At 54.0% G+C, this 23,273-nt stretch carries 24 protein-coding genes; 16 read left to right on the top strand and 8 right to left on the bottom strand.

Going from position 1 to position 23,273, the window contains the following annotated elements; genetic code table 11:
• The first annotated feature begins 63 nt into the window (after positions 1 to 63).
• Positions 64 to 465 (top strand): H-NS family nucleoid-associated regulatory protein, encoded by a 402-nt coding sequence (locus QNH99_RS15090; protein ID WP_014606234.1) that lies wholly within the window; start codon positions 64 to 66, stop codon positions 463 to 465.
• Positions 466 to 522: 57 nt separating this feature from the next.
• On the opposite strand, the gene QNH99_RS15085 is transcribed toward QNH99_RS15090, so the two are convergent.
• A complete protein-coding gene (locus tag QNH99_RS15085; protein WP_109717216.1) occupies positions 523 to 702 on the bottom strand; it encodes a hypothetical protein in 180 nt (59 codons plus the stop codon).
• Positions 703 to 797: 95 nt separating this feature from the next.
• Here QNH99_RS15085 and QNH99_RS15080 point away from each other — a divergent pair, with 95 nt between their 5' ends.
• On the top strand, positions 798 to 2,390 hold the full coding sequence (locus QNH99_RS15080) for an ABC-F family ATPase (protein ID WP_063878894.1): 1,593 nt from the start codon (positions 798 to 800) through the stop codon (positions 2,388 to 2,390).
• Between the two features lie 144 nt (positions 2,391 to 2,534).
• On the opposite strand, the gene moeB is transcribed toward QNH99_RS15080, so the two are convergent.
• Both moeB and moeA read right to left on the bottom strand, forming a co-directional pair.
• Positions 2,535 to 3,293, bottom strand: coding sequence for a molybdopterin-synthase adenylyltransferase MoeB (gene moeB / locus QNH99_RS15075; protein WP_063878895.1), 759 nt, complete (start codon positions 3,291 to 3,293; stop codon positions 2,535 to 2,537).
• Positions 3,293 to 4,528, bottom strand: coding sequence for a molybdopterin molybdotransferase MoeA (moeA, locus tag QNH99_RS15070; protein WP_063878896.1), 1,236 nt, complete (start codon positions 4,526 to 4,528; stop codon positions 3,293 to 3,295). The genes moeB and moeA overlap by 1 nt, the downstream gene beginning before the upstream one ends.
• A 216-nt stretch (positions 4,529 to 4,744) precedes the next feature.
• Between moeA and QNH99_RS15065 the strand changes: the two genes are divergently transcribed.
• The 6 genes from QNH99_RS15065 (at position 4,745) to QNH99_RS15040 (ending at position 11,598) form a co-directional block, all read left to right on the top strand.
• Positions 4,745 to 5,704, top strand: a complete 960-nt coding sequence (locus QNH99_RS15065) for an isoaspartyl peptidase/L-asparaginase family protein (protein WP_109717218.1) — start codon at positions 4,745 to 4,747, stop codon at positions 5,702 to 5,704.
• Complete coding sequence (locus QNH99_RS15060; RefSeq protein ID WP_410516869.1) at positions 5,667 to 7,562, top strand: dipeptide ABC transporter ATP-binding protein; 1,896 nt, start codon at positions 5,667 to 5,669, stop codon at positions 7,560 to 7,562. The genes QNH99_RS15065 and QNH99_RS15060 overlap by 38 nt, the downstream gene beginning before the upstream one ends.
• 66 nt (positions 7,563 to 7,628) lie before the next feature.
• On the top strand, positions 7,629 to 9,164 hold the full coding sequence (gene gsiB / locus QNH99_RS15055; protein WP_283355941.1) for a glutathione ABC transporter substrate-binding protein GsiB: 1,536 nt from the start codon (positions 7,629 to 7,631) through the stop codon (positions 9,162 to 9,164).
• Positions 9,165 to 9,320: 156 nt separating this feature from the next.
• Positions 9,321 to 10,247 (top strand): glutathione ABC transporter permease GsiC, encoded by a 927-nt coding sequence (gene gsiC / locus QNH99_RS15050; protein ID WP_063878899.1) that lies wholly within the window; start codon positions 9,321 to 9,323, stop codon positions 10,245 to 10,247.
• Positions 10,247 to 11,152 carry a glutathione ABC transporter permease GsiD gene (gene gsiD / locus QNH99_RS15045; RefSeq protein ID WP_063878900.1) on the top strand — a complete coding sequence of 302 codons (906 nt, stop codon included), beginning with the start codon at positions 10,247 to 10,249 and terminating at the stop codon, positions 11,150 to 11,152. The genes gsiC and gsiD overlap by 1 nt, the downstream gene beginning before the upstream one ends.
• The gene (locus QNH99_RS15040) at positions 11,149 to 11,598 is read left to right on the top strand and encodes a DUF4385 domain-containing protein (RefSeq protein WP_063878901.1); all 450 of its coding nucleotides are present in this window, start codon (positions 11,149 to 11,151) and stop codon (positions 11,596 to 11,598) included. The genes gsiD and QNH99_RS15040 overlap by 4 nt, the downstream gene beginning before the upstream one ends.
• Here the strand turns inward: QNH99_RS15040 and rimO are convergent.
• A complete protein-coding gene (gene rimO, locus QNH99_RS15035) occupies positions 11,595 to 12,923 on the bottom strand; it encodes a 30S ribosomal protein S12 methylthiotransferase RimO (protein ID WP_063878902.1) in 1,329 nt (442 codons plus the stop codon). The genes QNH99_RS15040 and rimO overlap by 4 nt on opposite strands.
• 377 nt (positions 12,924 to 13,300) lie before the next feature.
• Between rimO and QNH99_RS15030 the strand changes: the two genes are divergently transcribed.
• Together QNH99_RS15030 and QNH99_RS15025 are read left to right on the top strand one after the other, a co-directional pair.
• Positions 13,301 to 13,936, top strand: a complete 636-nt coding sequence (locus tag QNH99_RS15030; protein WP_013025190.1) for a carbonic anhydrase — start codon at positions 13,301 to 13,303, stop codon at positions 13,934 to 13,936.
• A gap of 187 nt (positions 13,937 to 14,123) precedes the next feature.
• On the top strand, positions 14,124 to 15,260 hold the full coding sequence (locus QNH99_RS15025; RefSeq protein WP_283378190.1) for a PQQ-dependent sugar dehydrogenase: 1,137 nt from the start codon (positions 14,124 to 14,126) through the stop codon (positions 15,258 to 15,260).
• Between the two features lies 1 nt (position 15,261).
• On the opposite strand, the gene QNH99_RS15020 is transcribed toward QNH99_RS15025, so the two are convergent.
• Positions 15,262 to 15,918, bottom strand: coding sequence for an HAD family hydrolase (locus QNH99_RS15020; protein ID WP_063878904.1), 657 nt, complete (start codon positions 15,916 to 15,918; stop codon positions 15,262 to 15,264).
• Positions 15,919 to 16,191: 273 nt separating this feature from the next.
• Between QNH99_RS15020 and QNH99_RS15015 the strand changes: the two genes are divergently transcribed.
• Entirely contained in the window at positions 16,192 to 17,394 is a 1,203-nt protein-coding gene (locus QNH99_RS15015) for a serine hydrolase (RefSeq protein WP_063878905.1), read from the top strand.
• A 34-nt stretch (positions 17,395 to 17,428) separates the two neighbouring features.
• Here QNH99_RS15015 and ybjG read toward each other — a convergent pair whose 3' ends face one another.
• A complete protein-coding gene (gene ybjG / locus QNH99_RS15010; protein WP_063878911.1) occupies positions 17,429 to 18,034 on the bottom strand; it encodes an undecaprenyl-diphosphate phosphatase in 606 nt (201 codons plus the stop codon).
• A 217-nt stretch (positions 18,035 to 18,251) separates the two neighbouring features.
• Between ybjG and QNH99_RS15005 the strand changes: the two genes are divergently transcribed.
• Positions 18,252 to 18,410 carry a hypothetical protein gene (locus QNH99_RS15005; protein ID WP_156506656.1) on the top strand — a complete coding sequence of 53 codons (159 nt, stop codon included), beginning with the start codon at positions 18,252 to 18,254 and terminating at the stop codon, positions 18,408 to 18,410.
• Here the strand turns inward: QNH99_RS15005 and QNH99_RS15000 are convergent.
• On the bottom strand, positions 18,405 to 20,093 hold the full coding sequence (locus QNH99_RS15000) for an aspartate:alanine antiporter (RefSeq protein ID WP_109717278.1): 1,689 nt from the start codon (positions 20,091 to 20,093) through the stop codon (positions 18,405 to 18,407). The two genes, QNH99_RS15005 and QNH99_RS15000, sit on opposite strands and share 6 nt — an antisense overlap.
• A 253-nt stretch (positions 20,094 to 20,346) precedes the next feature.
• On the opposite strand from QNH99_RS15000, the gene ybjM reads away from it, so the two are divergent.
• Positions 20,347 to 20,712, top strand: a complete 366-nt coding sequence (ybjM, locus tag QNH99_RS14995; protein ID WP_256852433.1) for an inner membrane protein YbjM — start codon at positions 20,347 to 20,349, stop codon at positions 20,710 to 20,712.
• A 114-nt stretch (positions 20,713 to 20,826) separates the two neighbouring features.
• Here ybjM and QNH99_RS14990 read toward each other — a convergent pair whose 3' ends face one another.
• Entirely contained in the window at positions 20,827 to 21,090 is a 264-nt protein-coding gene (locus QNH99_RS14990) for a GrxA family glutaredoxin (RefSeq protein ID WP_063878913.1), read from the bottom strand.
• A 234-nt stretch (positions 21,091 to 21,324) separates the two neighbouring features.
• Here QNH99_RS14990 and QNH99_RS14985 point away from each other — a divergent pair, with 234 nt between their 5' ends.
• The 3 genes from QNH99_RS14985 to rimK are packed head-to-tail and all read left to right on the top strand — an operon-like array spanning position 21,325 to position 23,241.
• Positions 21,325 to 21,582: a DUF1418 family protein gene (locus QNH99_RS14985; protein WP_063878914.1), complete on the top strand. Its 258-nt coding sequence runs from the start codon at positions 21,325 to 21,327 to the stop codon at positions 21,580 to 21,582.
• A gap of 11 nt (positions 21,583 to 21,593) precedes the next feature.
• Positions 21,594 to 22,316 (top strand): oxygen-insensitive NADPH nitroreductase, encoded by a 723-nt coding sequence (gene nfsA, locus QNH99_RS14980; RefSeq protein WP_063878915.1) that lies wholly within the window; start codon positions 21,594 to 21,596, stop codon positions 22,314 to 22,316.
• Positions 22,317 to 22,338: 22 nt separating this feature from the next.
• Entirely contained in the window at positions 22,339 to 23,241 is a 903-nt protein-coding gene (gene rimK / locus QNH99_RS14975) for a 30S ribosomal protein S6--L-glutamate ligase (protein ID WP_063878916.1), read from the top strand.
• Positions 23,242 to 23,273 lie beyond the last annotated feature (32 nt).

Here is a 23,273-nt window from a genome sequence, read left to right as displayed (position 1 = left end):
TATTTGAATTAGGTAATCTTGTCGCTACAGTTTAATTAAACCCCCTTAATCAAGGATATTGTGATGAGTGACGCATTTAAAGTTCTAAACAACATTCGCACATTACGTGCCCAGGCTCGTGAACTGCCACTGAGCGATCTGGAAGAAATTCTTGAGAAATTGACGGTCGTTGTAACTGAACGCCGTGAAGAGGCTCATGCTGAAGAACAACAGAATCGTGAAAAAGAAGAGAAGTTATCTAAATATCGCGAAATGCTGCTGGCTGACGGCATCGATCCTAATGAATTATTAGGTGCCCTGGAGCAGGGTAAAAAACGCACTAAGCGTGCGCCACGTCCGGCTAAATATTCTTATACCGATGAAAACGGTGAGAAGAAATCATGGACCGGCCAGGGCCGTACCCCAGCAGCAATTAAAAAAGCGCTGGATGAAGGTAAAAGCCTGGACAGTTTCCTGATCGATTAATCGACACAATCCTTGTAAGCGGTAGCCGGAGACATTTATGTCTCCGGCTTTTTTTATTTAAAAAACCCCTTTGTACTCTCTGACTATTTCTGGCATCGGCTTGCTAATTAATCGCCTGTTGGGCCAGGCAGAAGCCGCGCCGTCAACGAATGCCACCGCGGCTTGCGTTTGCGCGGTGCTGAGCAGGCGAAAATCGGCAGGGGCAATAATTAAAAGCGTCGCGTTTTCAAGGGGCATTCAGGCAATCCTTGCCGGAGGCTGGCGTGCGCTACGTCACATCTGGCATAATAGCCGCCGTTTTTCCATCCACTCTCTTCACTAAGGTCAATGCCGTGTTAGTTAGCAGCAATATCACCATGCAGTTTGGCAGCAAGCCACTGTTCGAAAATATCTCCGTAAAATTTGGCGGCGGTAATCGTTACGGTTTAATCGGTGCGAACGGCAGCGGAAAATCCACCTTCATGAAGATTTTGGGTGGCGATTTGGTGCCATCGGGCGGCAATGTCTCTTACGATCCCAATGAACGTATTGGTAAATTACGCCAGGATCAGTTTGCCTTCGAAGAATATAGCGTGCTGGATACGGTAATCATGGGGCACCATGAATTATGGGAAGTGAAGCAGGAACGTGACCGTATTTATTCGTTACCCGAAATGACGGAAGAGGAAGGCTACAAAGTCGCTGACCTTGAAGTCCTGTATGGTGAAATGGATGGTTACAGTGCTGAACCGCGTGCGGGTGAGTTATTACTTGGTGTGGGTATTCCGGTAGAGCAGCATTATGGCCCGATGAGCGAAATTGCACCGGGCTTTAAATTACGTGTTCTTCTGGCACAGGCATTGTTCTCTAATCCTGATATTTTGCTGCTGGACGAACCGACCAACAACCTGGATATCGATACTATTCGTTGGCTGGAGCAGGTGTTAAACGAACGCGACAGCACCATGATTATCATTTCGCATGACCGTCACTTCCTCAATATGGTCTGTACCCACATGGCCGATTTGGACTACGGTGAGCTGCGTGTTTATTCCGGTAATTATGATGAATATATGACCGCTGCCACCCAGGCGCGCGAGCGACTGTTATCGGACAATGCCAAGAAAAAAGCACAAATTGCCGATCTGCAATCCTTTGTCAGCCGTTTTAGTGCTAACGCCTCTAAATCGCGCCAGGCGACATCACGTGCCAAACAGATGGACAAAATAAAACTGGAAGAGGTCAAAGCCTCCAGTCGTCAGAACCCCTTTATTCGATTTGAGCAGGACAAGAAACTGTTCCGTAATGCGCTGGAAGTCGAAGCGATCACCAAAGGGTTTGATAATGGTCCACTTTTTAAAAATTTAAATTTGCTGCTGGAAGTCGGTGAAAAACTGGCGATATTAGGGGCTAACGGTATTGGTAAATCCACCCTGTTAAAAACCCTGGTCGGCGAACTGACGCCGGAAAGCGGCAGCGTTAAATGGTCTGAAAATGCCAAGATTGGTTATTACGCCCAGGATCACGCAGACGATTTTGCCGACGACCTGACGGTATTTGACTGGATGAGCCAGTGGAAACAGCAGGGCGATGATGAGCAGGCCGTACGTGGCATCCTTGGCCGTCTGTTGTTTTCACAGGACGATATTAAAAAGCCCGCCAAAGTGCTGTCCGGGGGTGAGAAAGGGCGCATGCTGTTTGGCAAGCTGATGATGGAAAAGCCCAATATCCTGATTATGGACGAACCAACCAACCACCTTGATATGGAATCCATTGAGTCATTAAATATGGCGCTGGAAATGTATGAAGGAACGTTGATTTTCGTTTCTCACGACCGTGAGTTCGTGAGTTCACTGGCGACGCGCGTGATAGAGATGAAAGCCGATCGTATTGTGGACTTCACCGGTAATTACGAAGATTACCTGCGCAGTCAGGGCATCGTATAAACATAACGGGGTAGCAATAGCTACCCCGTTATCGTTTGGGTCTGTGCGTCAGGTTAGATTGCCTGCGACGACCCGGCTTAACATCCTTTTTTTACTGACCTGCAGCACCCTCCGCTTTACGCATGAACCCTATCAATTAACGGCTCAATCATGATGGCCGCACACTTCACACTCGGGGTCCTGCGATACCTTCATGGTGCGAAACTCAGCGCTCAGCGCATCGTACATCAGCAAACGTGAGCGAGCAGGGGAGCCGAAGTGCGTCAGCAGCTTGAGGGTTTCCATCGCCTGCATTGCACCCACCACGCCCACCAGCGGCGCCATGACGCCCGCTTCCACACAGCTCAGCACCTGAGATCCAAACAAACGGCTGATGCAGCGGTAACAGGGCGCACCGGGTTGCCAGTCAAACACGCTGAGCTGACCTTCCATACGGATTGCCGCACCCGATACCAGCGGCACTTTCAACTGATAACACAACCGGTTGATTTGCTCGCGCACCACCACATTGTCCGTACAGTCCACGACCACCTGCTGCTGGGCGATAAGCGCCTTGAGTGCCTCATCGTCCAGTTGGCCGTGCACCGGATGCAGCTGACAGTGAGGATTAATGGCCGCCAGGCTTTCACGGGCCGATTCCACCTTGTTGCGACCAATATCCGCATCATGATGCAAAATCTGTCGCTGCAAATTAGAGAGTGATACCGTATCAAAGTCCAGTAGCGAAAGATTCCCCACGCCCGCCGCTGCCAGATAGGGCGAGGCTGCACAGCCTAAACCGCCCAGCCCCACGACCAGCACGTGGCTGGCCTTTAAGGCTTCCTGACCGTCAAAGTCAAAACCACGCAACACAATCTGTCGGTTGTAGCGCAGCATCTCGTCGTGGCTCAGTTCGGGCAACATTATCCCTCCAGCAGCGGGTTAAAGGGTTCGACGTCCACCCATTCACCTGCTGCAACCGGGCCGCGCTCGCGTTCCAGCACAATAAAGCAATTGGCCTGAGAAAAAGAACTGTAAACGTGGGAGCCCTGCGCACCGGTGCTGATCACCTCTGGCTCACCCTGGCTATTCTGACGCAGAACGCCGCGCTGAAAATCCAGTCGACCGGGCGATTTTTTCAACGCGGTCGCCGTACGTACGCGCAGGCGAGCGGGCAGAGCGGAGGCGGTTTGCCCCGTCAGGGTGGCCAGCAGCGGCTGCACCAGTTGGTAAAAGGTCACGACGGCAGAAACCGGATTGCCGGGAAGGCCGCAGAACCAACTGTTCGCCAGGCGACCAAACGCAAAAGGTTTACCGGGTTTCATCGCCAGCTTCCAGAAGCTAATCACCCCCAGCTCTTCCAGCATCGATTTGGTAAAGTCGGCTTCACCCACCGAGACGCCGCCGGTGCTGATGACCACATCAGCCTGGCGATCGGCTTCAGTAAAGGCGCTACGCAGCGCAGTGGGATCGTCTTTAATAATGCCGAGATCGATGACCTCGCATCCCAGCTTGTGCAACATCAGCGAAATCGCAAAGCGGTTGGTGTCGTAGATCTGCCCGGCCGCTAAGGGCTGGCCCACAGGTTGCAGCTCGTCCCCAGTTGAAAAAATAGCGACGCGCAGTTTACGCAAAACCTTTACCGTGGCGATGCCCAGCGAAGCCAGCAGGGGCAGTTCGGCCGCGCCCAGGCGCACGCCTGCCGCCAGAACCTGATGACCGGCACGGATATCATCACCCGTTAGTCGAATATTTTGTCCGGCGTTGACCGGCGCGGTGATGACAATATTATTGTCCTGCAGGCGGGTTTCCTCCTGCATGACGACCGCGTCACAACCGGCAGGAACAGGCGCGCCCGTCATAATTCTGATGACGCTTCCCGCTGGCCACTCTCCGCTAAACGGCGCGCCGGCAAAAGCCTTACCGGCCACCCGCAAAGGCTGTCCGCTGGCAACCTCCGCCAGCCTGACGGCGTAACCGTCCATAGCGGCGTTGTTAAAGGGCGGTACGTCTATCGGTGAGGTGATGGCGCAGGCTGTGATGCGCCCGGCGGCTTCTGGCAGGGTCAGCTCAAGCGACTCTGTGATGGGCGTCAGCTGCGCCAGCATCTTATGTTGCGCGTCCTCAAGGGAAATCAGTCCGGCAGTAAAGCTTTCCATTCTATTCTTAGCCTGTCTGTTGCAATGGCTGTCTATTATGGTGACTTTTCCTTTCAGAGTCACATCGGCATAAGCCACAACGAAAGGTTATTAGCGCAATGTCAGTTTCCGCTTTACAACCTTTAGCGGGCTTTCTATATTCAAAAATGGTCTAAATTGACTTAAAACCATTCAAAATCAGTGTTTTTCCTTCTGATGCAACCACAGGGTAACGCTATGGCTAAAGCAGCGATCGCCATTCATGGTGGTGCGGGGGCAATAACCCGTGCGGCGATGAGCGCAGAAAAAGAGCAGGCATACCGTCAGGCGCTTTACGAGATAGTAACGCATGGGCAGAACATGCTGGCTCAAGGCGCATCTGCGCTGGATACGGTGACGGAGGCGGTACGTCGGCTTGAAGAGTGCCCATTATTCAACGCCGGTAAAGGTGCGGTGTTTACGCAGCAGGGGACGCATGAGCTGGATGCCAGCATCATGGATGGCAGGACGTTACAGGCCGGAGCCGTCGCAGGCGTTTCCCGGATTCGTAATCCCGTACTGGCGGCGCGTGCGCTGTTAGATAACAGCCCTCATGTCTTGTTAACGGGGACGGGCGCTGAAGATTTTGCCCGCGCGCAAGGCCTTGAACAGGTTGAACCTGATTTCTTTTCTACGCCCGAACGCTGGGAGCAGCTGCAGCGCGCGCTCGGCAGCGACACCGCGCTGCTGGATCATGATGGCGCGGCGCAAAGTGGTGATCCGCTTGATCCGGATCGTAAGTTCGGCACGGTGGGAGCCGTCGCCCTGGACAATGAGGGTAACCTTGCCGCCGCCACCTCAACCGGCGGTATGACCAATAAACACGTGGGCCGGATTGGCGACTCGCCGTTACCCGGTGCAGGCTGTTATGCCAGCAACGACAGCGTGGCCGTATCCTGTACCGGCACCGGTGAAGTGTTTATTCGCACGCTGGCCGCCTACGATGTGGCGGCACAAATGCGTTATGGCGGGCGCTCGTTACAACAGGCCAGCGTGAATGTTATTCACGACAGCGTGCTGGAGTTAGGCGGCAGCGGTGGGTTGATTGCGATCGATCGTGATGGCAACGTGGCGCTGCCCTTCAACAGTGAAGGCATGTACCGGGCTTTCGCCCGCGCAGATGAGGCCGCAGAGGTGGCAATTTACCGTGAAAGCTGACCGCGAGACCGCCCAGAACACGCCGCCCGGCGCAACACCGTTAACTGACGATCAGGTACTGGCCGTACGCGATCTCAACGTGCGTTTTCAGAACGATGGCATCGTGACGGAGGCGGTGCGCCACCTTTCACTCGACGTTTACCGGGGAAAGACACTGGCTCTGGTGGGAGAGTCCGGCTCGGGCAAGTCCGTGACCTCGCTGGCGTTGATGCGCCTGATTGAGCAGGCCGGCGGTGAGGTGAGTGGCGAGATTATGCTGCGCCGCCGCAACGGCGAGGTACGGGATCTGATGCGTCTGCCGCGCGGCCAGATGCGCCAGGTGCGCGGGGCCGATATGGCGATGATCTTTCAGGAACCCATGACCTCGCTGAATCCGGTGTTCTCGGTGGGTGAACAGATCGCCGAATCCATTCGTTTACATCAAGGCCAAACCCACGCCGGGGCGCTGGCAGAAGCGCGGCGCATGCTTGATCGGGTGCGCATCCCCGACGCGCAAAACATTCTGGGGCGTTTTCCTCACCAGCTCTCAGGCGGTATGCGTCAGCGTGTGATGATTGCCATGGCGCTGTCGTGCAAACCTGCGCTGTTGATTGCTGATGAACCGACCACGGCGCTTGACGTGACGATTCAGGCGCAGATTCTGCAGCTGATTCGTGAACTGCAAAAAGAGATGCAGATGGGGGTGATTTTTATCACCCATGATATGGGCGTGGTGGCTGAAATGGCTGACCGCGTGCAGGTGATGTATCGCGGAGAAGTGGTCGAGAATGCCGAGACGGTGCAACTGTTCAGCGCGCCGCAGCAGCCTTATACCCGTGCTTTACTCGCCGCCGTCCCGGCGCTGGGGGCGATGCGGGGCCAGCCGCTCCCTGCGAAGTTTCCCCTGATTGATAGTGATGAAAAGCCGGACGAGCCGCAAAATACCGTACGCCATGACCAGCCACCGATTTTACAGGTGCGTAATTTGGTCACCCGTTTCGATATCCGCTCAGGTTTATTGAATCGGGTGACAAGGCGGGTACACGCGGTCGAAAATATCAGTTTTGACCTCTATGCGGGCGAAACCCTGGCGCTGGTGGGGGAATCCGGATGCGGTAAATCCACCACCGGACGCTCCCTGTTGAAGCTGGTTGCCAGCCAGGGCGGTAGCATCACCTTTAACGGTCAACGTATCAACGATCTGTCAGGCCCCGCGCTGGCGCATCTGCGGCGCGATATTCAGTTTATTTTTCAGGACCCCTATGCGTCGCTGGACCCGCGCCTGACCGTCGGCTTCTCGATTATGGAGCCGTTACTGGTGCACAAGGTCATGCCGCGCCGTGAGGCGGAACAGCGCGTCGCGTGGCTGCTGGAGAAAGTGGGATTATTACCGGAGCACGCAAGGCGTTATCCCCATGAATTTTCCGGCGGTCAGCGTCAACGTATTTGCATTGCACGGGCGCTGGCGCTCAACCCCAAAGTCGTGATTGCCGATGAGTCGGTTTCTGCGCTGGATGTCTCCATTCAGGCGCAGATCATCAACCTGATGCTCGATTTACAGCGCGAGTTTGGCATCGCCTTTCTGTTTATTTCCCATGACATGGCGGTCGTTGAACGCATCAGCCACCGTGTGGCGGTGATGTATCTGGGACAAATTGTCGAGATGGGGCCGCGCCAGGCGGTGTTTGAACATCCGCAGCATCCCTATACCCAAAAGCTTATGGCCGCGGTGCCGATTGCCGATCCCGCGCACCGACAGCGCGAGCGTAGTTTATTAGTCGATGAGATTCCCAGCCCAATTCGTTCATTGGGCGATGAACCCGAAACGGTTTCGCTCAGGGAAGTGGCCCCCGGCCATTTTGTGGCGCGTCACGCCTGAGCGCGAGCTGAATAATTAAGCGGTCGCTGCGGCGACAAATCAGACAGGGATTACAAGGAGAAGACAATGCAGATAACGATGCGTAAAGGGTTACTGGCTGCGGGCGTACTGAGCAGCGCAATGGCGTTACCCGCGTGGGCAGCACAGGATGCAGTGATTGCCGTTGCCTCTAATTTCACCACGCTTGATCCCTACGATGCCAATGACACCTTGTCACAGGCGGTAGCGAAATCCTTTTATCAGGGGCTGTTCGGCTTCGATAAAGATATGAAGCGCATCAATGTGCTGGCCGACAGCTACCAGGTGAGCGAAGACGGCCTGATCTATACGATTAAGCTGCATTCAGGCGTGAAGTTTCAGGACGGCACCGACTTTAATGCCGAGGCGGTTAAAGCCAACCTCGATCGCGCCAGCAATCCTGATAATCATCTAAAACGCTATAACCTGTTCAAATACATCGCCAGCACTGAAGCTGTCGATCCCACGACGGTGAAAATCACACTCAAGCAGCCTTTTTCAGCCTTTATCAACAACCTGGCGCACCCTGCCGCGGTGATGATCTCGCCTGCAGCGCTGAAAAAATATGGCAAGGACATTGGTTTCCATCCGGTGGGAACCGGGCCGTTTGAGCTTGTGACCTGGAACCAGACCGATTTTGTTAAGGTGAAAAAATGGGATGGCTACTGGAAAAAGGGCTATCCAAAACTCGACAGCATCACCTGGCGTCCGGTGGTGGATAACAACACCCGTGCGGCTATGTTGCAAACGGGCGAGGCGAATTTTGCCTTTCCTGTGCCTTATGAGCAGGCCAAACTGCTGGAGAAAAACAGTAAGCTTGATGTTGTCACCACGCCATCGATCATGCAGCGTTATATCAGCCTGAATGTGACGCAAAAACCTTTTGATAACCCCAAGGTGCGTGAAGCGCTGGAATACGCGATTAACCGTCAGGCATTAGTCAAAGTCGCGTTTGCCGGTTATGCCACTCCGGCCACCGGGGTGGTACCGCCGTCAATTGAGTACGCACAAACCTATCCGCCCATTCCTTACGATCCCGCCAAAGCGAAAGCCTTGCTGAAAGAAGCGGGCTATCCGAACGGGTTCGACACCACGCTCTGGTCATCTCACAATCACAGTACGGCACAGAAAGTCCTGCAGTTTGTTCAGCAGCAGCTGGCGCAGGTGGGCGTTAAGGTGAAAGTGACGGCGATGGATGCGGGACAGCGTGCGGCGGAAGTGGAAGGCAAAGGTCAGAAAGAGAGCGGCGTACGCATGTTTTATACCGGCTGGTCAGCCTCCACAGGAGAAGCTGACTGGGCATTAACGCCGCTGTTTGCCACGGCTGCCTGGCCACCGGCGATCTTTAATACGGCCTTCTACAGCAACCCTAAAGTGGATAAAGATTTAGCGGATGCGCTGAAAACCACCGACAGCAAGCAAAAAGCCGAACGCTATAAAGATGCGCAGGATACTATCTGGAACGATCATCCGTGGATTCCACTGGTGGTGGAGCAGCTGGTTTCAGCCCACAGCAAAAACCTGAGTGGCTTTTATGTGATGCCGGATACGTCATTCAGTTTTGACGATGCCGAGCTGAAGTAATCCGGCGCGCCCGTTCAGGTTGTCGACAGCTGGGCGCTGCCCAAAGTTGGAACCTGAGCGGGTTTTTTGATGCCCGCTGTTTCAGTGCGTACTGAGGCTGCGCTGACGATACCGGGCAGGTCAGCTACGACGGCTGGCTGCTGTGTAGGATGTGACATGTTTAACTATTTTCTTAAACGACTGTTGGGCCTGATTCCCACCCTGCTTATCGTGGCGGTGCTGGTGTTTATGTTTGTGCACCTGCTGCCGGGCGATCCGGCGCGCCTGATTGCGGGTCAGGACGCGGATGCCACGGTTGTGGCGCTGGTGCGACAGGAACTGGGACTGGATCAGCCGCTGCCGCTGCAGTTCTGGCATTTTATCGTGAATGCCCTGCAGGGGGATTTTGGTCAGTCGCTGGTGTCAAGACGGCCGGTATCAGCGGAGATTGCCGCGCGTTTTATGCCGACCCTGTGGCTGACATTAGTCAGCATGGTATGGGCGGTGATTCTGGGGATGGCGATTGGCATTGTTTCTGCGGTATGGCGCAATCGCTGGCCGGATCGCCTGGGAATGACGCTGGCCGTGTCGGGCATTTCCTTTCCGGCGTTTGCCTTGGGCATGTTGCTGATGCAGGTGTTTTCGGTGCAGTTGGGCTGGTTGCCCACGGTGGGGGCCGATAGCTGGCAGCACTATATTTTGCCGTCTGTTACCCTGGGTGCCGCGGTCGCCGCGGTGATGGCGCGCTTTACCCGCGCCTCGTTTGTTGAGGTGATGCAGGAAGATTACATGCGCACCGCGCGAGCCAAAGGAGTGCGTGAGTCGCGTGTCGTGATTAAACACGGGTTACGTAATGCCATGATTCCGGTTGTCACCATGATGGGCCTGCAGTTTGGTTTCCTGCTTGGCGGCTCGATTGTGGTCGAGGTGGTATTCAACTGGCCGGGGCTGGGTCGTCTGCTGGTGGATTCGGTGCAGATGCGCGACTATCCCGTTATTCAGGCGGAGGTACTGCTGTTTTCGCTGGAGTTTATCCTGATTAACCTGTTTGTCGATATGTTATATGCCGTCATTAACCCGGCGATTCGCTTTAAGGACACCTGATGAAAAACTGGCGACGGGAAGCGGCACTTAAAACGATGCCGCTGTTAAACGGCAACCGGGTAAGAACACCGTGGCGGGAATTCTGGCGGCGTTTTCGCCATCAGCCCGTGGCATTGCTGGCTGGCGTCTTCGTGCTGGTGCTGATTGTGTTGGCCTTTACGGCTCCGGCTATTGCGCCGTTCGACGCAGAAAATTACTTTGACTATGACCGCCTGAACGACGGCCCTTCGCTTATGCACTGGTTTGGGGTGGATTCACTGGGGCGCGATATCTTTAGTCGTGTGTTGGTGGGCACCCGAATTTCGCTGATTGCCGGTTTTGTTTCCGTGGCGATAGGCGCGTTTATTGGCACCCTGGCGGGCCTGCTGGCGGGCTACTACGAAGGCTGGTGGGACAGGATAACCATGCGCGTATGCGATGTGCTGTTTGCCTTCCCCGGTATTCTGCTCGCCATTGCTGTGGTGGCCATTATGGGCACCGGTATCAGCAATGTGATTATCGCCGTGGCAATCTTCAGCATTCCGGCCTTTGCCCGTCTGGTGCGCGGCAATACATTGGTGTTGAAACATCAAACCTATATCGAGTCCGCACGAAGCATTGGTGCCTCCGACTGGACGATCATTCTGCGCCACCTGTTACCCGGCACGGTATCGTCCATTGTGGTGTATTTCACCATGCGCATCGGCACCTCGATTATCACGGCGGCGAGCCTGTCGTTTTTGGGGCTGGGCGCGCAGCCGCCGACACCCGAGTGGGGCGCGATGCTGAACGAAGCGCGAGCCGATATGGTGATCGCCCCTCACGTGGCGGTTTTTCCGGCGCTGGCGATTTTTTTCACTGTTTTAGCGTTTAATTTGCTTGGTGACGGGCTACGTGACGCACTTGATCCTAAACTCAAGACATGAAACCTTTTGATTACGAACAAGACTTCAGCACCATCGATTTTCGCAAGCAGCCTGAACGTTATCAGGTCGGCCGCGGGGAGCAGGGCGTGCTGATGGTCCAGCCCTATAAAGACGAAATCTTACCGCACTGGCGTTTTCGCACCGTTGAGGTGGCGAAAGCGTCTGCAGAAGAAATCATGACGTTGTTCGAAGCCTATCGCCAGCAGGATGACTTTGTGGGGATGGACATGGCGCGCAAATTTATCCAGATGGGTTATACCCGCGCCCGTCGCTACAGCAACCATAAAGGCGGCCGTAAATACGCTGCGGATGGCAAAGAACTGCCCCGAGGCAGGGACGAAGAAAAGGCCGCTGCGGCGGCCATTTTCAAAGCGTACTGGGACAGGTTACGTGCAGACGATGACTATCTGGCGCGCAAGAAAGCGCACCAGCAGAAGTACGGTTAAGCGCGGCTGGCCCACAAATCGTATTCGTCCGCGTGTTCAACCTTCACGCGCAGGACGTCGCCCGGCTTAACATTGCTTTCACCATTCAGGTAGACGGCGCCGTCGATTTCAGGCGCATCTGCCATGCTACGACCAATCGCGCCTTCTTCATCCACTTCATCAATGATGACCATAATTTCACGTCCCACTTTTTCCTGCAGGCGTTCGGCAGAGATCTGCTGCTGCAACTGCATAAAGCGGTCATAACGTGCTTGCTTAACGGCTTCATCGACCGGATCGGGCAGTTGATTAGCCGTTGCGCCCTCAACCGGGCTGTACTGGAAGCAACCAACGCGATCCAGACGGGCTTCTTTAATAAAGTCCAGCAGCATCTGGAAGTCTTCTTCGGTTTCACCGGGGAAGCCGACGATAAAGGTTGAGCGCAGCGTTAATTCAGGACAGATTTCACGCCAGCGCTTAATGCGCTCCAGCGTACGTTCTACCGCGCCAGGGCGTTTCATCAGCTTCAGGATGCGCGGGCTGGCATGCTGTAACGGGATATCCAGATACGGTAGAATTTTGCCTTCCGCCATCAGTGGAATGACGTCATCAACGTGCGGATAAGGATAAACATAGTGCAGGCGAACCCAAACGCCGAGTTTCGCTAACTGCTCACACAGGCTCACCATGCTGGTCTTAACCGGCGCACCGTTCCAGAAGCCCGTACGGTGTTTCACATCCACCCCATAGGCAGAGGTATCCTGCGAAATCACCAGCAGTTCTTTGACGCCGGCTTCAACCAGGCGCTTTGCTTCGTCCAGCACTTCACCAATGGCCCGGCTGTCGAGATCGCCACGCATTGAAGGGATGATGCAGAAGGTGCAGCGATGATTACAGCCTTCAGAAATTTTCAGGTAGGCGTAATGGCGCGGCGTCAGCTTCACGCCCTGTTCCGGCACCAGGCTCAGAAACGGGTTATGCTGCGGTTTTGGCACGTAGCGATGGACATGCGACAGCACTTGTTCATAGCTGTGCGGGCCGGTGATCTCCAGCACCTTTGGATGCACCTCACGAATCTGGTCGACTTTAGCGCCCAGACAGCCGGTCACGATGACCTTGCCGTTTTCGTTCAGGGCTTCACCGATCGCTTCCAGAGATTCCTGTACGGCGCTGTCGATAAATCCGCAGGTGTTGACGATAACGATTTCAGCATCGTCATAGCGTGGCACCACCTCATAGCCCTCGGTGCGCAGTTCCGTCAGGATGCGCTCGGAGTCGACAAGGTTTTTTGGGCAGCCAAGCGAGACAAATCCTACGCGCGGCGGCAGTGTATTCGTAGTGGACATAAGGTGGTTTCCGGTTCAGCACAGCAATGGCGCGCGATTTTACCTGTGTTGTGATGAAAATTGTAGCGTTATCTGTAAGGGATTGGTTAAGCGTAAAGTAACGCAAAAACCGGTAAAGGTCAGGCGCGGTTGCCGTTGACGAAACGGCAGAGCAGGCGGGCGGGGGGAAAGCACTAACTCACCGTTCTGTAAAAGAAATTCCAATAAACACCTAATAACTGGAGGGAATAAATATTTAACAATCCTGACTTTACTGGCGGGCTTTTGCCCAGATTCTCGGTTGATATTTGCTTGTTTTCATTAATAATGAATCGCTTAACAAGTACTGAAGGCACCGTTTCTTCAGATCATGACGTGGATAATGTGAGAGCGAAATAATGAAAGAGATCATCAACGGGTTTCTGAGTTTTCAGCAGACAGTCTTTCCCGAAAGAAAAGCGCTTTTTAAAAGTCTGGCATCAAACCAGAATCCAAAAGCGCTGTTTATCTCTTGCTCAGACAGCCGTCTGGTGCCGGAACTGGTGACGCAGCAGGAACCTGGGCAGCTGTTCGTTATCCGCAATGCGGGCAACATTGTGCCCTCTTTTGGCCCGGAGCCGGGCGGTGTGTCAGCGACCATTGAGTACGCGGTCATGGCGCTGGGCGTTTCTGACATCATCATCTGTGGTCACTCCAACTGTGGCGCAATGAACGCCATCGCCTCCTGTGCCTGTATGGATTCGATGCCAGCCGTTGAGCACTGGCTGCGTTATGCCGATGCTGCAAAAGCGGTGGTTGAGCAGCGTGAATACGATTCGCCTGAGAAAAAACTCAACGAAATGGTGCAGGAAAACGTGATTGCCCAGCTAAACAACATGAAAACTCACCCGTCGGTATCGGTCGGGTTACGTCAGGGTAAACTGCGGCTGCACGGCTGGGTGTACGATATTGAAAGCGGCACGATTCTGGCTCTGACGCCAGGCGGTAAAGAGTTTATCTCACTGGCGGAAAACCCGGACACCTGTTTCGAATAACCGCTTCCGCCCGCTATCTTACTGCGGGCGGTCTCTTCTCTTCACGATCCTTTTTCGGTCGGCTTCTCCCGCGCCTGCCATTACGCATCCTGCTGCCAACACCTTGTTTAATCTTTTGTAAATCCTCAACTGCATCCCCGACCCGCTGACTACGCTTAACAACACTGCACCCTGTGAGGAGAAGGCTATGTCCCGTGTTTCGATCCCGCTGTTATTCAGTGGCGCGCTACTCTTTTCCAGCCCGCTGTGGGCTGATGAACTCAAGGTTGAGGTGCTCCAGGATAAGCTGGATCATCCATGGTCAGTGGCGTTTTTGCCGGATAATCAAACCCTGCTGATCACCGAACGATCCGGTCAACTGCGCAGCTGGCGGCCAGACAGCGGCTTGTCCGAACCGATTCAGGGCGTGCCGAAGGTCTGGGCGCAGCGTCAGAGCGGACTGCTGGACGTGGTGCTGGCACCCGATTTTGCGCAGAGCCGCCGCGTCTGGCTCAGCTATACCGAAGCGGACAGCAACGGCAAGGCCGGCGCCGTGGTGGGCTACGGCAAACTCAGTAACGACAATCGCCAGTTAACCGATTTTCATGCGGTAATTCAGCAAACGCCGCGCCTCTCAAGCGGTAACAACATCGGGACCCGGATGGCCTTTGATCGTCAGGGCTTTTTATGGATTGCCTTTGGCGACAACTTTGTCAGCAGCGCCGCACAGGACCTCGATAAACTTCAGGGCAAACTGCTGCGCCTGAACGCGGACGGCAGCGTGCCAAAAGATAATCCTTTCGTTGACAGACAGGGCGCGCGGCCAGAAATCTGGGCCTATGGCCTGCGCAATCCGCAAGGTCTGGCGCTGAATCCCTGGACGCAGACGATGTGGGAAAGTGAACACGGTCCGCGCGGTGGAGATGAGGTGAATATCATCCAGAAGGGCAAAAACTATGGCTGGCCGCTGGCCACCTACGGTATTGATTACAACGGCAGTAAGGTCCCGGAATCTAAAGGCACGCACGTTGAGGGCACGGAACAGCCCGCGTTTTACTGGAAAGTCTCACCGGCGATCAGTGGTATGGCGTTTTATAACAGCGCGCGTTTCCCGCAGTGGAAAAACTCCCTGTTTATCGGGGCGCTGAAAGAGAAGAACCTGATTCGGTTGCACATTAACGGCGAGAAAGTGGTGGAAGAGCAACGCTTACTGGACGGGCGAAATGAACGCATCCGCGATGTCCGCCAGGGGCCAGATGGCTATCTTTATGTCTTAACAGATGAAGCCGAGGGTAAATTGCTGAAGGTAGGGTTGAAGCAGGACGCCAGCGCGTCCCGCGGTTAAATTAGCGGACCCAGTGGCAGACCTGCCAGCCGCGTTTTTCGGCTTCCTGGCGCAGCGGCTCGGCCGGGTTTATCACGTGTGCATAATCGGCCTGCGCCAGCATGGGCAGGTCATTCATGGAGTCACTGTAGGCCCAGGTATGTGCATACTGTTCCGCAGGGCGTTCAGCCTTCCATTCTTCCACCCGTTTCACTTTGCCCTGCTGAAACGTCATGGTGCCATAGGTATTGCCGCTGTAGCGCTCATCCACCACTTCCACGCCAATAGCCAGTGCGCCGCAGGCACCAAGCTGGCTGGCAATTGGATTCACCAGATGCTCGCCGCTGGCGGAAATGACGATAATTCTGTCTCCGCGCGCCTGATGCCAGTCGAGACGCGCCCGCGCTTCAGGAAAGACGCGCGGCATAATATCGCGGTGAATAAAGCGCCGAACCCATCCTTCCACCGTCATCGTTGCCATCCCGGCTAAAGGGGAGAGGGTTTTACGCATATACTCGTCAATGGACAGCGTTCCGGCATAGTACTGACGCATTAATTCCTGTTCTTCATCAAGCAGGTCACTGGAGGCGAAGCCTTGTGAGACCAGCCAGCGCAGCCACAGGCCGGTACTGTCCTCGCTAATCAGCGTTTCATCCAGATCAAACAGGGCTAAATCCATAGGGGGTTCTCCTCGATTGAATAAAGTCAGGTTAACCCAGTTTTGTGACGGCCTTAACTTTTTGATTAAAAAATCAGAATTTAGCGCATTTTTATGTGCGACATTCGTGAGGGAAAATGGCACGCGCGCGGCGCTCAGACCAGGGTTAATCTACTAAAATCTATAAAACTTTACGATTAAGCGGTTTTTTTCATTGACGCCAGCGGGTAGCGTTCTCACAGAAGGTGTTAAGCCTTTGACTTTCGTTTTACTAAGGACAATCCGGCCAAGCCCATGACAAATACTTGCTTTTCATCTCCCCTGCGGCGCATCGCTGCGACCTCGTTGTTACTCATCGCGCCGATGGCTGTTTTCGCTGAACAGGCACCCGCCGCGCCTCAAATTGATGCCAGGGCCTGGATCTTAATTGACTACGCCAGCGGTAAAGTTCTGACAGAGTCGAATGCCGATCAGCGACTCGATCCTGCCAGCCTGACAAAAATGATGACCAGCTATGTGGTTGGGCAGGCAATCAAATCCGGCAAAATTAAACCCGATGATATGGTGACGGTGGGGCAGGATGCCTGGGCTACCGGCAATCCCAAACTGCGCGGTTCTTCGCTGATGTTTCTTAAGCCCGGTGACCGCATTCCGGTGCATGAGCTGAACAAAGGCATTGTGATCCAGTCCGGAAACGATGCCTGCATCGCACTCGCGGACTATGTGGCTGGCAGTCAGGATTCCTTTATTGGCCTGATGAATAACTATGTCAACGCGCTTGGCCTGAAAAACACCCATTTTATGACGGTGCATGGCCTGGATGCCGAGGGGCAGTACAGTACCGCGCGCGACATGGCGCTGATTGGTCAGGCGTTGATTCGCGATGTGCCGGAAGAGTATGCCCTGAATAAGGAAAAAGAGTTTACCTTTAACAATATCCGTCAGATAAACCGTAACCGTCTGCTCTGGAGCAGCAATCTGAAGGTGGACGGTATCAAAACCGGTCACACCTCTGGTGCCGGTAATAATCTGGTGGCCTCAGCCACCGAAGGCGATATGCGGCTGATCTCGGTTGTTTTGGGAACCGCCAGCGATGCCATTCGCTTCCGCGAGAGTGAAAAATTACTGACGTGGGGTTTCCGCTTTTTTGAAACCGTGACCCCAATTAAAGCGGATGCCCCTTTTGCCCAGCAGCGCGTCTGGTTTGGCGAACAGAATCAGGTCAACCTTGGCGTGGAAAAAGACGCGGCACTGACCATTCCTAAAGGGCAGATGAAAAACCTTAAAGCCAGCTACAGCCTGACATCGCCGCAGCTAGAGGCGCCGTTGAAGAAAAACCAGGTGGTCGGCACCATTGATTTTCAACTGGACGGCAAAACGATTGAACAGCGTCCGCTGGTGGTGCTGCAGGATGTGCCGGAAGGCGGCTTCTTCAACCGTATCATTGATTTTGTGATGATGAAGTTTAACGGCTGGTTCGGGAAGTGGTTCAGCTAAAAAACGGAAGGGACGCCGCGGCGTCCCTTGTGTATTACCCTTGTGTCCAGCCTTTACGTATCGGTAAAGCGAACAGCGCCCGATAGAACGGGTTAATGATATTAAGCAGACGTTCGCCATACAGCTGCCAGGCAAGGTGCGACGCCAGGCAACTCAGCATTCCCACCAGAAAACCGCCCAGCATATCCATTGGCCAGTGCACGCCAAGATAAACACGCGACCAGGCAATCGCAGTGGCGACCACCATCAGGATAATGCCCGACCAGAGCCGGTGCCAGAACAGGAAAGCCAGCGCAAAGGTGAAAATCGTGGTGCCGTGATCGCTGGGATACGAGTCGTCGGCAGCGTGTGCCAGAAACTGATGGCCGAAATTGATCGCAAACGGACGCGGATGCGGGAACAGTTGTCCCACGCACCAGGAAATGGCTAATGCATAGAGCAGCGCGATGCCGGTTTTTAACACCAGCACTCGCTGTGACGCCACCTGATCGCGCGGTCCCCACAGCCACAATGCCACAATCAGCAGCGGGACAATGGCAATGACGTCTTTGGCTATGAAGAGGGCAAGCTGCAATAACCAGTGAGGTGAGTCTGAGGTAGCGTTAATCGCCATAAATAGTGTGCGGTTCAATTCTTCCATTACGTGGTCGGTTCCTCTTACTGATGTTCAGATTCTCTCAATCCCGGAAAAAGGGCTTAAGCCAACGGGCAAAAGCAGATTGAGTCTGTCGCATCTGCTAGCACATGTTGCTAACAAAATAAGCTGCCTATCCTGCGTGCAGACGGGCAGAGAGTCCATCACAAGGTTCTTAATCTGCACTAAGGTTGCAAAATGGTTTAAGTTTGGTGAAGTTTTAATGTTGAAGTGGGGCGGGCAGGATGCAAGGCATAAAAAAACCCGCTGGGAAAAAGACCAGCGGGCTCCACAATTTGGGGATTTCAAAGAAAAGCAGTGGCACTTATTCAGACTGTGGTCGGTAAAAAAAGTTCTGGACGTCAGTAAAAAAATTTTATAAGGGCAGTAACGGCCAGATAATAACGATTAATGTGCCCGCCAGCGTCAGCAAAACGTTCGCGATGGCGTAGGTGCCGGCATAGCCCAGCGCAGGGATATTACTGCGCGCCGTATCGCTGATAATCTCCATAGCCGGTGCGCAGGTGCGTGCACCCATAATGGCCCCGAAAAGCAGCGCGCGGTTCATGCGTAAAACATAAGCACCAAACAGGTAGCAAATCACTACCGGCAACAGGCTGACCAACAGGCCGCACAAGAGCATCAGCGCGCCGTTAGCCGATATGCCATGGTCGATACCGCTCCCGGCACTCAGGCCAACGCCTGCCATAAACACCATCAGCCCAAACTCTTTAACCATCGTCAGCGCACCTTGCGGAATATAGCCAAAGGTGGGATGGTTAGCGCGCAGGAAGCCCAGCATAATGCCGGCAAACAACAACCCAGCGGCATTACCGATGCCGAAACTGAAGTTGCTGAATTGAAACGTAATCAACCCGACCATCAGGCCGATGATAAAAAAGGCACAGAATGCCAGCAGGTCGGTTATCTGGCTGTGAATCGCAATAAAGCCAATGCGATCCGCCACACTTTTTACCCGCCGCGCCTCACCACTGACCTGCAACACATCGCCTTTATTGAGCATGATATTGTCGTCAATTGGCATCTCAATCTGGCTGCGAATCACGCGGTTTAAAAAGCAGCCGTGATCGGTAAGATTGAGTTTGCTCAGCCGCTTGTTTACGGCGTTGTGGTTTTTTACCACAATCTCTTCGGTCACAATCCGCATATCCAGCAAATCGCGGTCAAAGACTTCTTTTCCATTACGGAAGCTGGCATCCAGTCGCGCGTGCGCATCCGGATAGCCCACCAGCGAAATATCATCCCCCAGTTGCAGCACCGCATCGCCATCCGGACTGGCGAGGATGCCATTACGGCGGATACGTTCGATATAGCAGCCTGTCTGGCGATAGATCCCGAGCTCACGTAGATTCTTACCGCCGCTCCATGCCACCAGCTCCGGGCCCACACGATAAGCACGAATCACCGGCAGAAACACTTTGCGCTGGCTGTCAGCGTCAAGGCCGCGCTCACGTGCAATTTGTTGTGCGCTGGTGGGTAAGTCCTGATGTTGCAGACGGGGGAGATAGCGAGCGCCAAAAATCAGGCTGACTAACCCTATCAGGTAGGTAACGGCATAGCCCAGACTGAGTTGATCCTGCATCATGCTGAGCTGTTTAGGATCGCTGATGCTCTGGCGCAACGTATCGCCTGCACCGACCAGCACCGGCGTAGAGGTCATGGAACCGGCCAGAAGGCCCGCGGTCAGCCCGATATCCCAGCCAAAGAATTTGCCAAATCCCAGGGCCAACAGCAGGGCGCTGACCACCATCACGATGGCGAGCATGAAATAGTTTTTGCCGTCCCGAAAGAAAATAGAAAAAAAGTTGGGACCCGCCTCAATACCGACACAAAAAATAAACAACATAAAGCCCAGGCTTAGGGCATCTGTATTCATCGAGAAGTGCTGCTGGCCTAATAATAACGAAACCACTAATACGCCAATGGAATTGCCGAGTTGCACCGAGCCAAAACGTAATTTCCCCAGACAAAGTCCCAGAGCCAGCACGAAAAATAATAACAGAATGTCATTACCTCTTAACAATTCTGCGATGTTAACATTCAACATTTTAACTTCTTGTTTACTTGTAACCTATTGAAGAGAGGCTTGTTTTTCGCTATCTTGAGCAAGCCGTAAGATTACCTTCAGCGATCATCGATTTCTGAAAAGGTAACGAGGCCAATATTCTAATCAGAAAAACCATTCTCAGCCATTGGCGACTTTCATTCGTATGGCAAACGGCTGTTTATTTTTATTTCCACCGGGCTCAGCAAGGTCACAGACGATGTTTTGGCGAGTTTTTAATGAGTGGGGAGTTATGCCGCAGCGTTATTATTTCTGGGCAACCTGCCTGTCAGGTGGCGTGTTTTATTGTTTAGTCTTTATGTTTACCCAGGATTTCCGGCTGTTAGATAAGCAGGTGTTACACAGCCAGCCTGAACTGCTGTTTTTTTTGCTACCTGGTGCATTAATGGCGCTGATGCAGCAAGAGGCACCGCTAAAAAGCACGCTGATTATGGCGTTTACCGGGACGCTACTGGCCGCGCTGTTATTGCATGGCGTTTTCGCTGAGCCTACCCGATGGGATTATATTGCTATCTGGAGCCTGAGCGGCATGTTTTGGGCGGGATGCGGTGCACTACTCGTGCGGTTGCTGCGACTGATCGCCGCGTCCAGACGTTAAGTGCTTATACGGGGTTATGTACTGCCCGTTATCCTGTTGAGTCAGGTCAGCCATTTCATTAAGGCGCGGCTGGCATCACGCCAGCGCGCACATTCAGGTTACCGCCTCTGTTGCTCAGGCAACAAATCCCAGATTCTCTTTTGTCCACGCCGCAAACTCGGTGTAGCCACCGATATGCTGATCGTCCAGGAAAATCTGCGGTACGGTGCTGACCGGTTTGCCCGCACTGGCTTCGAGATCGGCTTTGGTGATGCCTTCCGCCTGAATATCAACATACTGGTAGTTGAAATCATCACGATCGGCCTGCAGTTTATCCGCCAGTTCTTTGGCGCGAACGCAGTAAGGGCAGCCGGGACGACCAAAAATAACAGCAATCATTGAGAACTCCTTGCGAGGTACGTTGTGTGATGATGATCACACGACAAAGTCAGGAAAGCCGATAATGATGCCCGCTCGTCGCGCTTAAAGAAAGCAGGATTTACCTGTTAGTCTGATGCCTGCATCCTATGAATCCACAAAGTGAGTCAGAGCGCGATCTGAAACCGCTGATGTGCAATTTAAGGGATGTTATCCATAATTGAGAGTCAATTAGCCTTGAGGCAGGAGAAAGCTATGCGGAACATCGCAACGTTGCCTAAGACCATACTGGCAATGGAAGCGCTGGGCGGTTTGCTTATTGTCGGCGCGCTGGTCGTGGTTAACCGTTGGTTACCTGGCCTGCCCAACGGTGCCGGAAGTAAGCACTTAGCGACCGCGCTGTTTATCATCGGCATTATGCTGATGTTACCTGCCGCCTGGCTGTTGATGTGGCGCTGTGCCAAAGCACTGGCGCCGCAGTTGTTCAACCAATCTGAAAAAAAAGATAATTAGCTGGAGATTTTATGACACCGACTATCGATTTACTGTGCAGCCACCGTTCAATCCGTTCTTTCACTGACCAGAAGGTGAGTACTGAACAGCGTGACGCGATTATTGCTGCGGCGCAATCGGCGTCCACATCCAGCTTTTTGCAGTGCTCATCCATTGTACGCGTGACCGATCCGGCGTTACGCGATCAACTGGTTACCCTGACGGGCGGCCAGACGTGGGTGGCCGATGCGGCGGAATTTTGGGTATTTTGCGCGGACTTTAATCGTCATCTGCAAATCTGCCCGGATGCCCAGTTAGGGCGGGCAGAACAGCTGCTGCTCGGCTGTGTGGATACAGCACTGATGGCGCAGAATGCCATGGTAGCAGCAGAATCCCTGGGGCTGGGCGGCGTATTTATTGGTGGTATTCGTAACAACATCGCCCAGGTAACCGAGCTGCTGGGGCTGCCAAAGTTTGTGCTGCCGCTGTTTGGTTTCTGCCTGGGCTATCCTGAATCCGTGCCGGATGTGAAACCACGTATTCCGCAGTCGATGCTGGTACATGAAAATCGTTATCAACCTGTGGACCCGGCTGTGCTGGCTGATTACGATAGCCGTACGGCGATCTACTATGAACAACGCGACAGCAATCAGCGTAGCGAAACCTGGAGCCAGTTGATTCAGCGCCTGATCATCAAAGAAACCCGCCCGTTTATGCTGGATTACCTGCATCAGCAGGGCTGGGCAACACGCTAATTTAACGCAAGGATTTTGATGGATGAAAATGGCCATTCTGTCGCGCGATGGAACGCTTTATTCCTGTCGCCGTTTACGTGACGTCGCCGAACAGCGCGGTCATTTTGTGCAGATCATTGATCCTCTCTCTTGTTATATGAACATTAACCCCGCCTCGCCCGGTATTCACTACCGCGGCGAGCTGTTGGGGCATTTCGATGCTGTTATTCCGCGTATTGGCACCGGTATTACCTTTTATGGCACCGCGGTGTTACGCCAGTTCGAAATGTGCGGCAGTTATCCGTTAAACGAATCCGCCGCTGTGACCCGCGCGCGCGACAAACTCCGTTCCCTGCAACTGCTGGCCCGGGACGGGATAGATATGCCGGTAACGGGTTTTGCCTCTTCTCCGGATGATACTCAGGACCTGATCGCCATGGTGGGCGGTGCGCCGCTGGTGGTGAAACTGGTCGAGGGAACCCAGGGCATTGGCGTCGTGCTGGCCGAGACGCGCCAGGCGGCAGAAAGCGTCATTGATGCCTTTCGCGGGCTTAATGCACATATTTTAGTGCAGGAGTTTATCCAGGAAGCGCGCGGACGCGATGTGCGTTGCCTGGTGATTGGCGATCGTGTCGTGGCAGCCATTGAGCGTCAGGCGAAAGAAGGGGATTTCCGTTCGAATTTACATCGAGGCGGTACCGCCTGTACGGTTGACATCAGCGAGCAGGAACGTGAGATGGCGGTAAAAGCTGCCGCTGTACTGGGGCTGGATGTGGCAGGCGTGGATATTCTGCGCTCAAAACGTGGCCCGTTGGTCATGGAGGTAAATGCGTCTCCCGGCCTGGAAGGCATTGAAACCACAAGCGGTCTGGACATTGCAGGCATGATGATCGACCACATTGAACGACATGCTACCCCCGGGCTCCGTCCTAAAACCGCGGGTTGACCCGCGTTTTCCAGTGGTTTTCGTGGAATCTC

The organism is Pantoea allii (assembly GCF_046529425.1).
Taxonomy (GTDB): Bacteria; Pseudomonadota; Gammaproteobacteria; order Enterobacterales; family Enterobacteriaceae; genus Pantoea; species Pantoea allii.
Note: the sequence above shows the minus strand (reverse complement) of the source record. Positions and strands in the feature narration are given on the sequence as shown.

Excerpts from the sequence above, each read along its gene's own strand:
- QNH99_RS15090 (WP_014606234.1), top strand. The coding sequence starts at position 64 with ATGAGTGACGCATTTAAAGTTCTAAACAACATTCGCACATTACGTGCC.
- QNH99_RS15085 (WP_109717216.1), bottom strand. The coding sequence starts at position 702 with ATGCCCCTTGAAAACGCGACGCTTTTAATTATTGCCCCTGCCGATTTT.
- moeB (WP_063878895.1), bottom strand. The coding sequence starts at position 3,293 with ATGTTGCCCGAACTGAGCCACGACGAGATGCTGCGCTACAACCGACAG.
- moeA (WP_063878896.1), bottom strand. The coding sequence starts at position 4,528 with ATGGAAAGCTTTACTGCCGGACTGATTTCCCTTGAGGACGCGCAACAT.
- QNH99_RS15065 (WP_109717218.1), top strand. The coding sequence starts at position 4,745 with ATGGCTAAAGCAGCGATCGCCATTCATGGTGGTGCGGGGGCAATAACC.
- QNH99_RS15060 (WP_410516869.1), top strand. The coding sequence starts at position 5,667 with ATGAGGCCGCAGAGGTGGCAATTTACCGTGAAAGCTGACCGCGAGACC.
- gsiB (WP_283355941.1), top strand. The coding sequence starts at position 7,629 with ATGCAGATAACGATGCGTAAAGGGTTACTGGCTGCGGGCGTACTGAGC.
- gsiC (WP_063878899.1), top strand. The coding sequence starts at position 9,321 with ATGTTTAACTATTTTCTTAAACGACTGTTGGGCCTGATTCCCACCCTG.
- gsiD (WP_063878900.1), top strand. The coding sequence starts at position 10,247 with ATGAAAAACTGGCGACGGGAAGCGGCACTTAAAACGATGCCGCTGTTA.
- QNH99_RS15040 (WP_063878901.1), top strand. The coding sequence starts at position 11,149 with ATGAAACCTTTTGATTACGAACAAGACTTCAGCACCATCGATTTTCGC.
- rimO (WP_063878902.1), bottom strand. The coding sequence starts at position 12,923 with ATGTCCACTACGAATACACTGCCGCCGCGCGTAGGATTTGTCTCGCTT.
- QNH99_RS15030 (WP_013025190.1), top strand. The coding sequence starts at position 13,301 with ATGAAAGAGATCATCAACGGGTTTCTGAGTTTTCAGCAGACAGTCTTT.
- QNH99_RS15025 (WP_283378190.1), top strand. The coding sequence starts at position 14,124 with ATGTCCCGTGTTTCGATCCCGCTGTTATTCAGTGGCGCGCTACTCTTT.
- QNH99_RS15020 (WP_063878904.1), bottom strand. The coding sequence starts at position 15,918 with ATGGATTTAGCCCTGTTTGATCTGGATGAAACGCTGATTAGCGAGGAC.
- QNH99_RS15015 (WP_063878905.1), top strand. The coding sequence starts at position 16,192 with ATGACAAATACTTGCTTTTCATCTCCCCTGCGGCGCATCGCTGCGACC.
- ybjG (WP_063878911.1), bottom strand. The coding sequence starts at position 18,034 with ATGGAAGAATTGAACCGCACACTATTTATGGCGATTAACGCTACCTCA.
- QNH99_RS15005 (WP_156506656.1), top strand. The coding sequence starts at position 18,252 with ATGTTGAAGTGGGGCGGGCAGGATGCAAGGCATAAAAAAACCCGCTGG.
- ybjM (WP_256852433.1), top strand. The coding sequence starts at position 20,347 with ATGCCGCAGCGTTATTATTTCTGGGCAACCTGCCTGTCAGGTGGCGTG.
- QNH99_RS14990 (WP_063878913.1), bottom strand. The coding sequence starts at position 21,090 with ATGATTGCTGTTATTTTTGGTCGTCCCGGCTGCCCTTACTGCGTTCGC.
- QNH99_RS14985 (WP_063878914.1), top strand. The coding sequence starts at position 21,325 with ATGCGGAACATCGCAACGTTGCCTAAGACCATACTGGCAATGGAAGCG.
- nfsA (WP_063878915.1), top strand. The coding sequence starts at position 21,594 with ATGACACCGACTATCGATTTACTGTGCAGCCACCGTTCAATCCGTTCT.
- rimK (WP_063878916.1), top strand. The coding sequence starts at position 22,339 with ATGAAAATGGCCATTCTGTCGCGCGATGGAACGCTTTATTCCTGTCGC.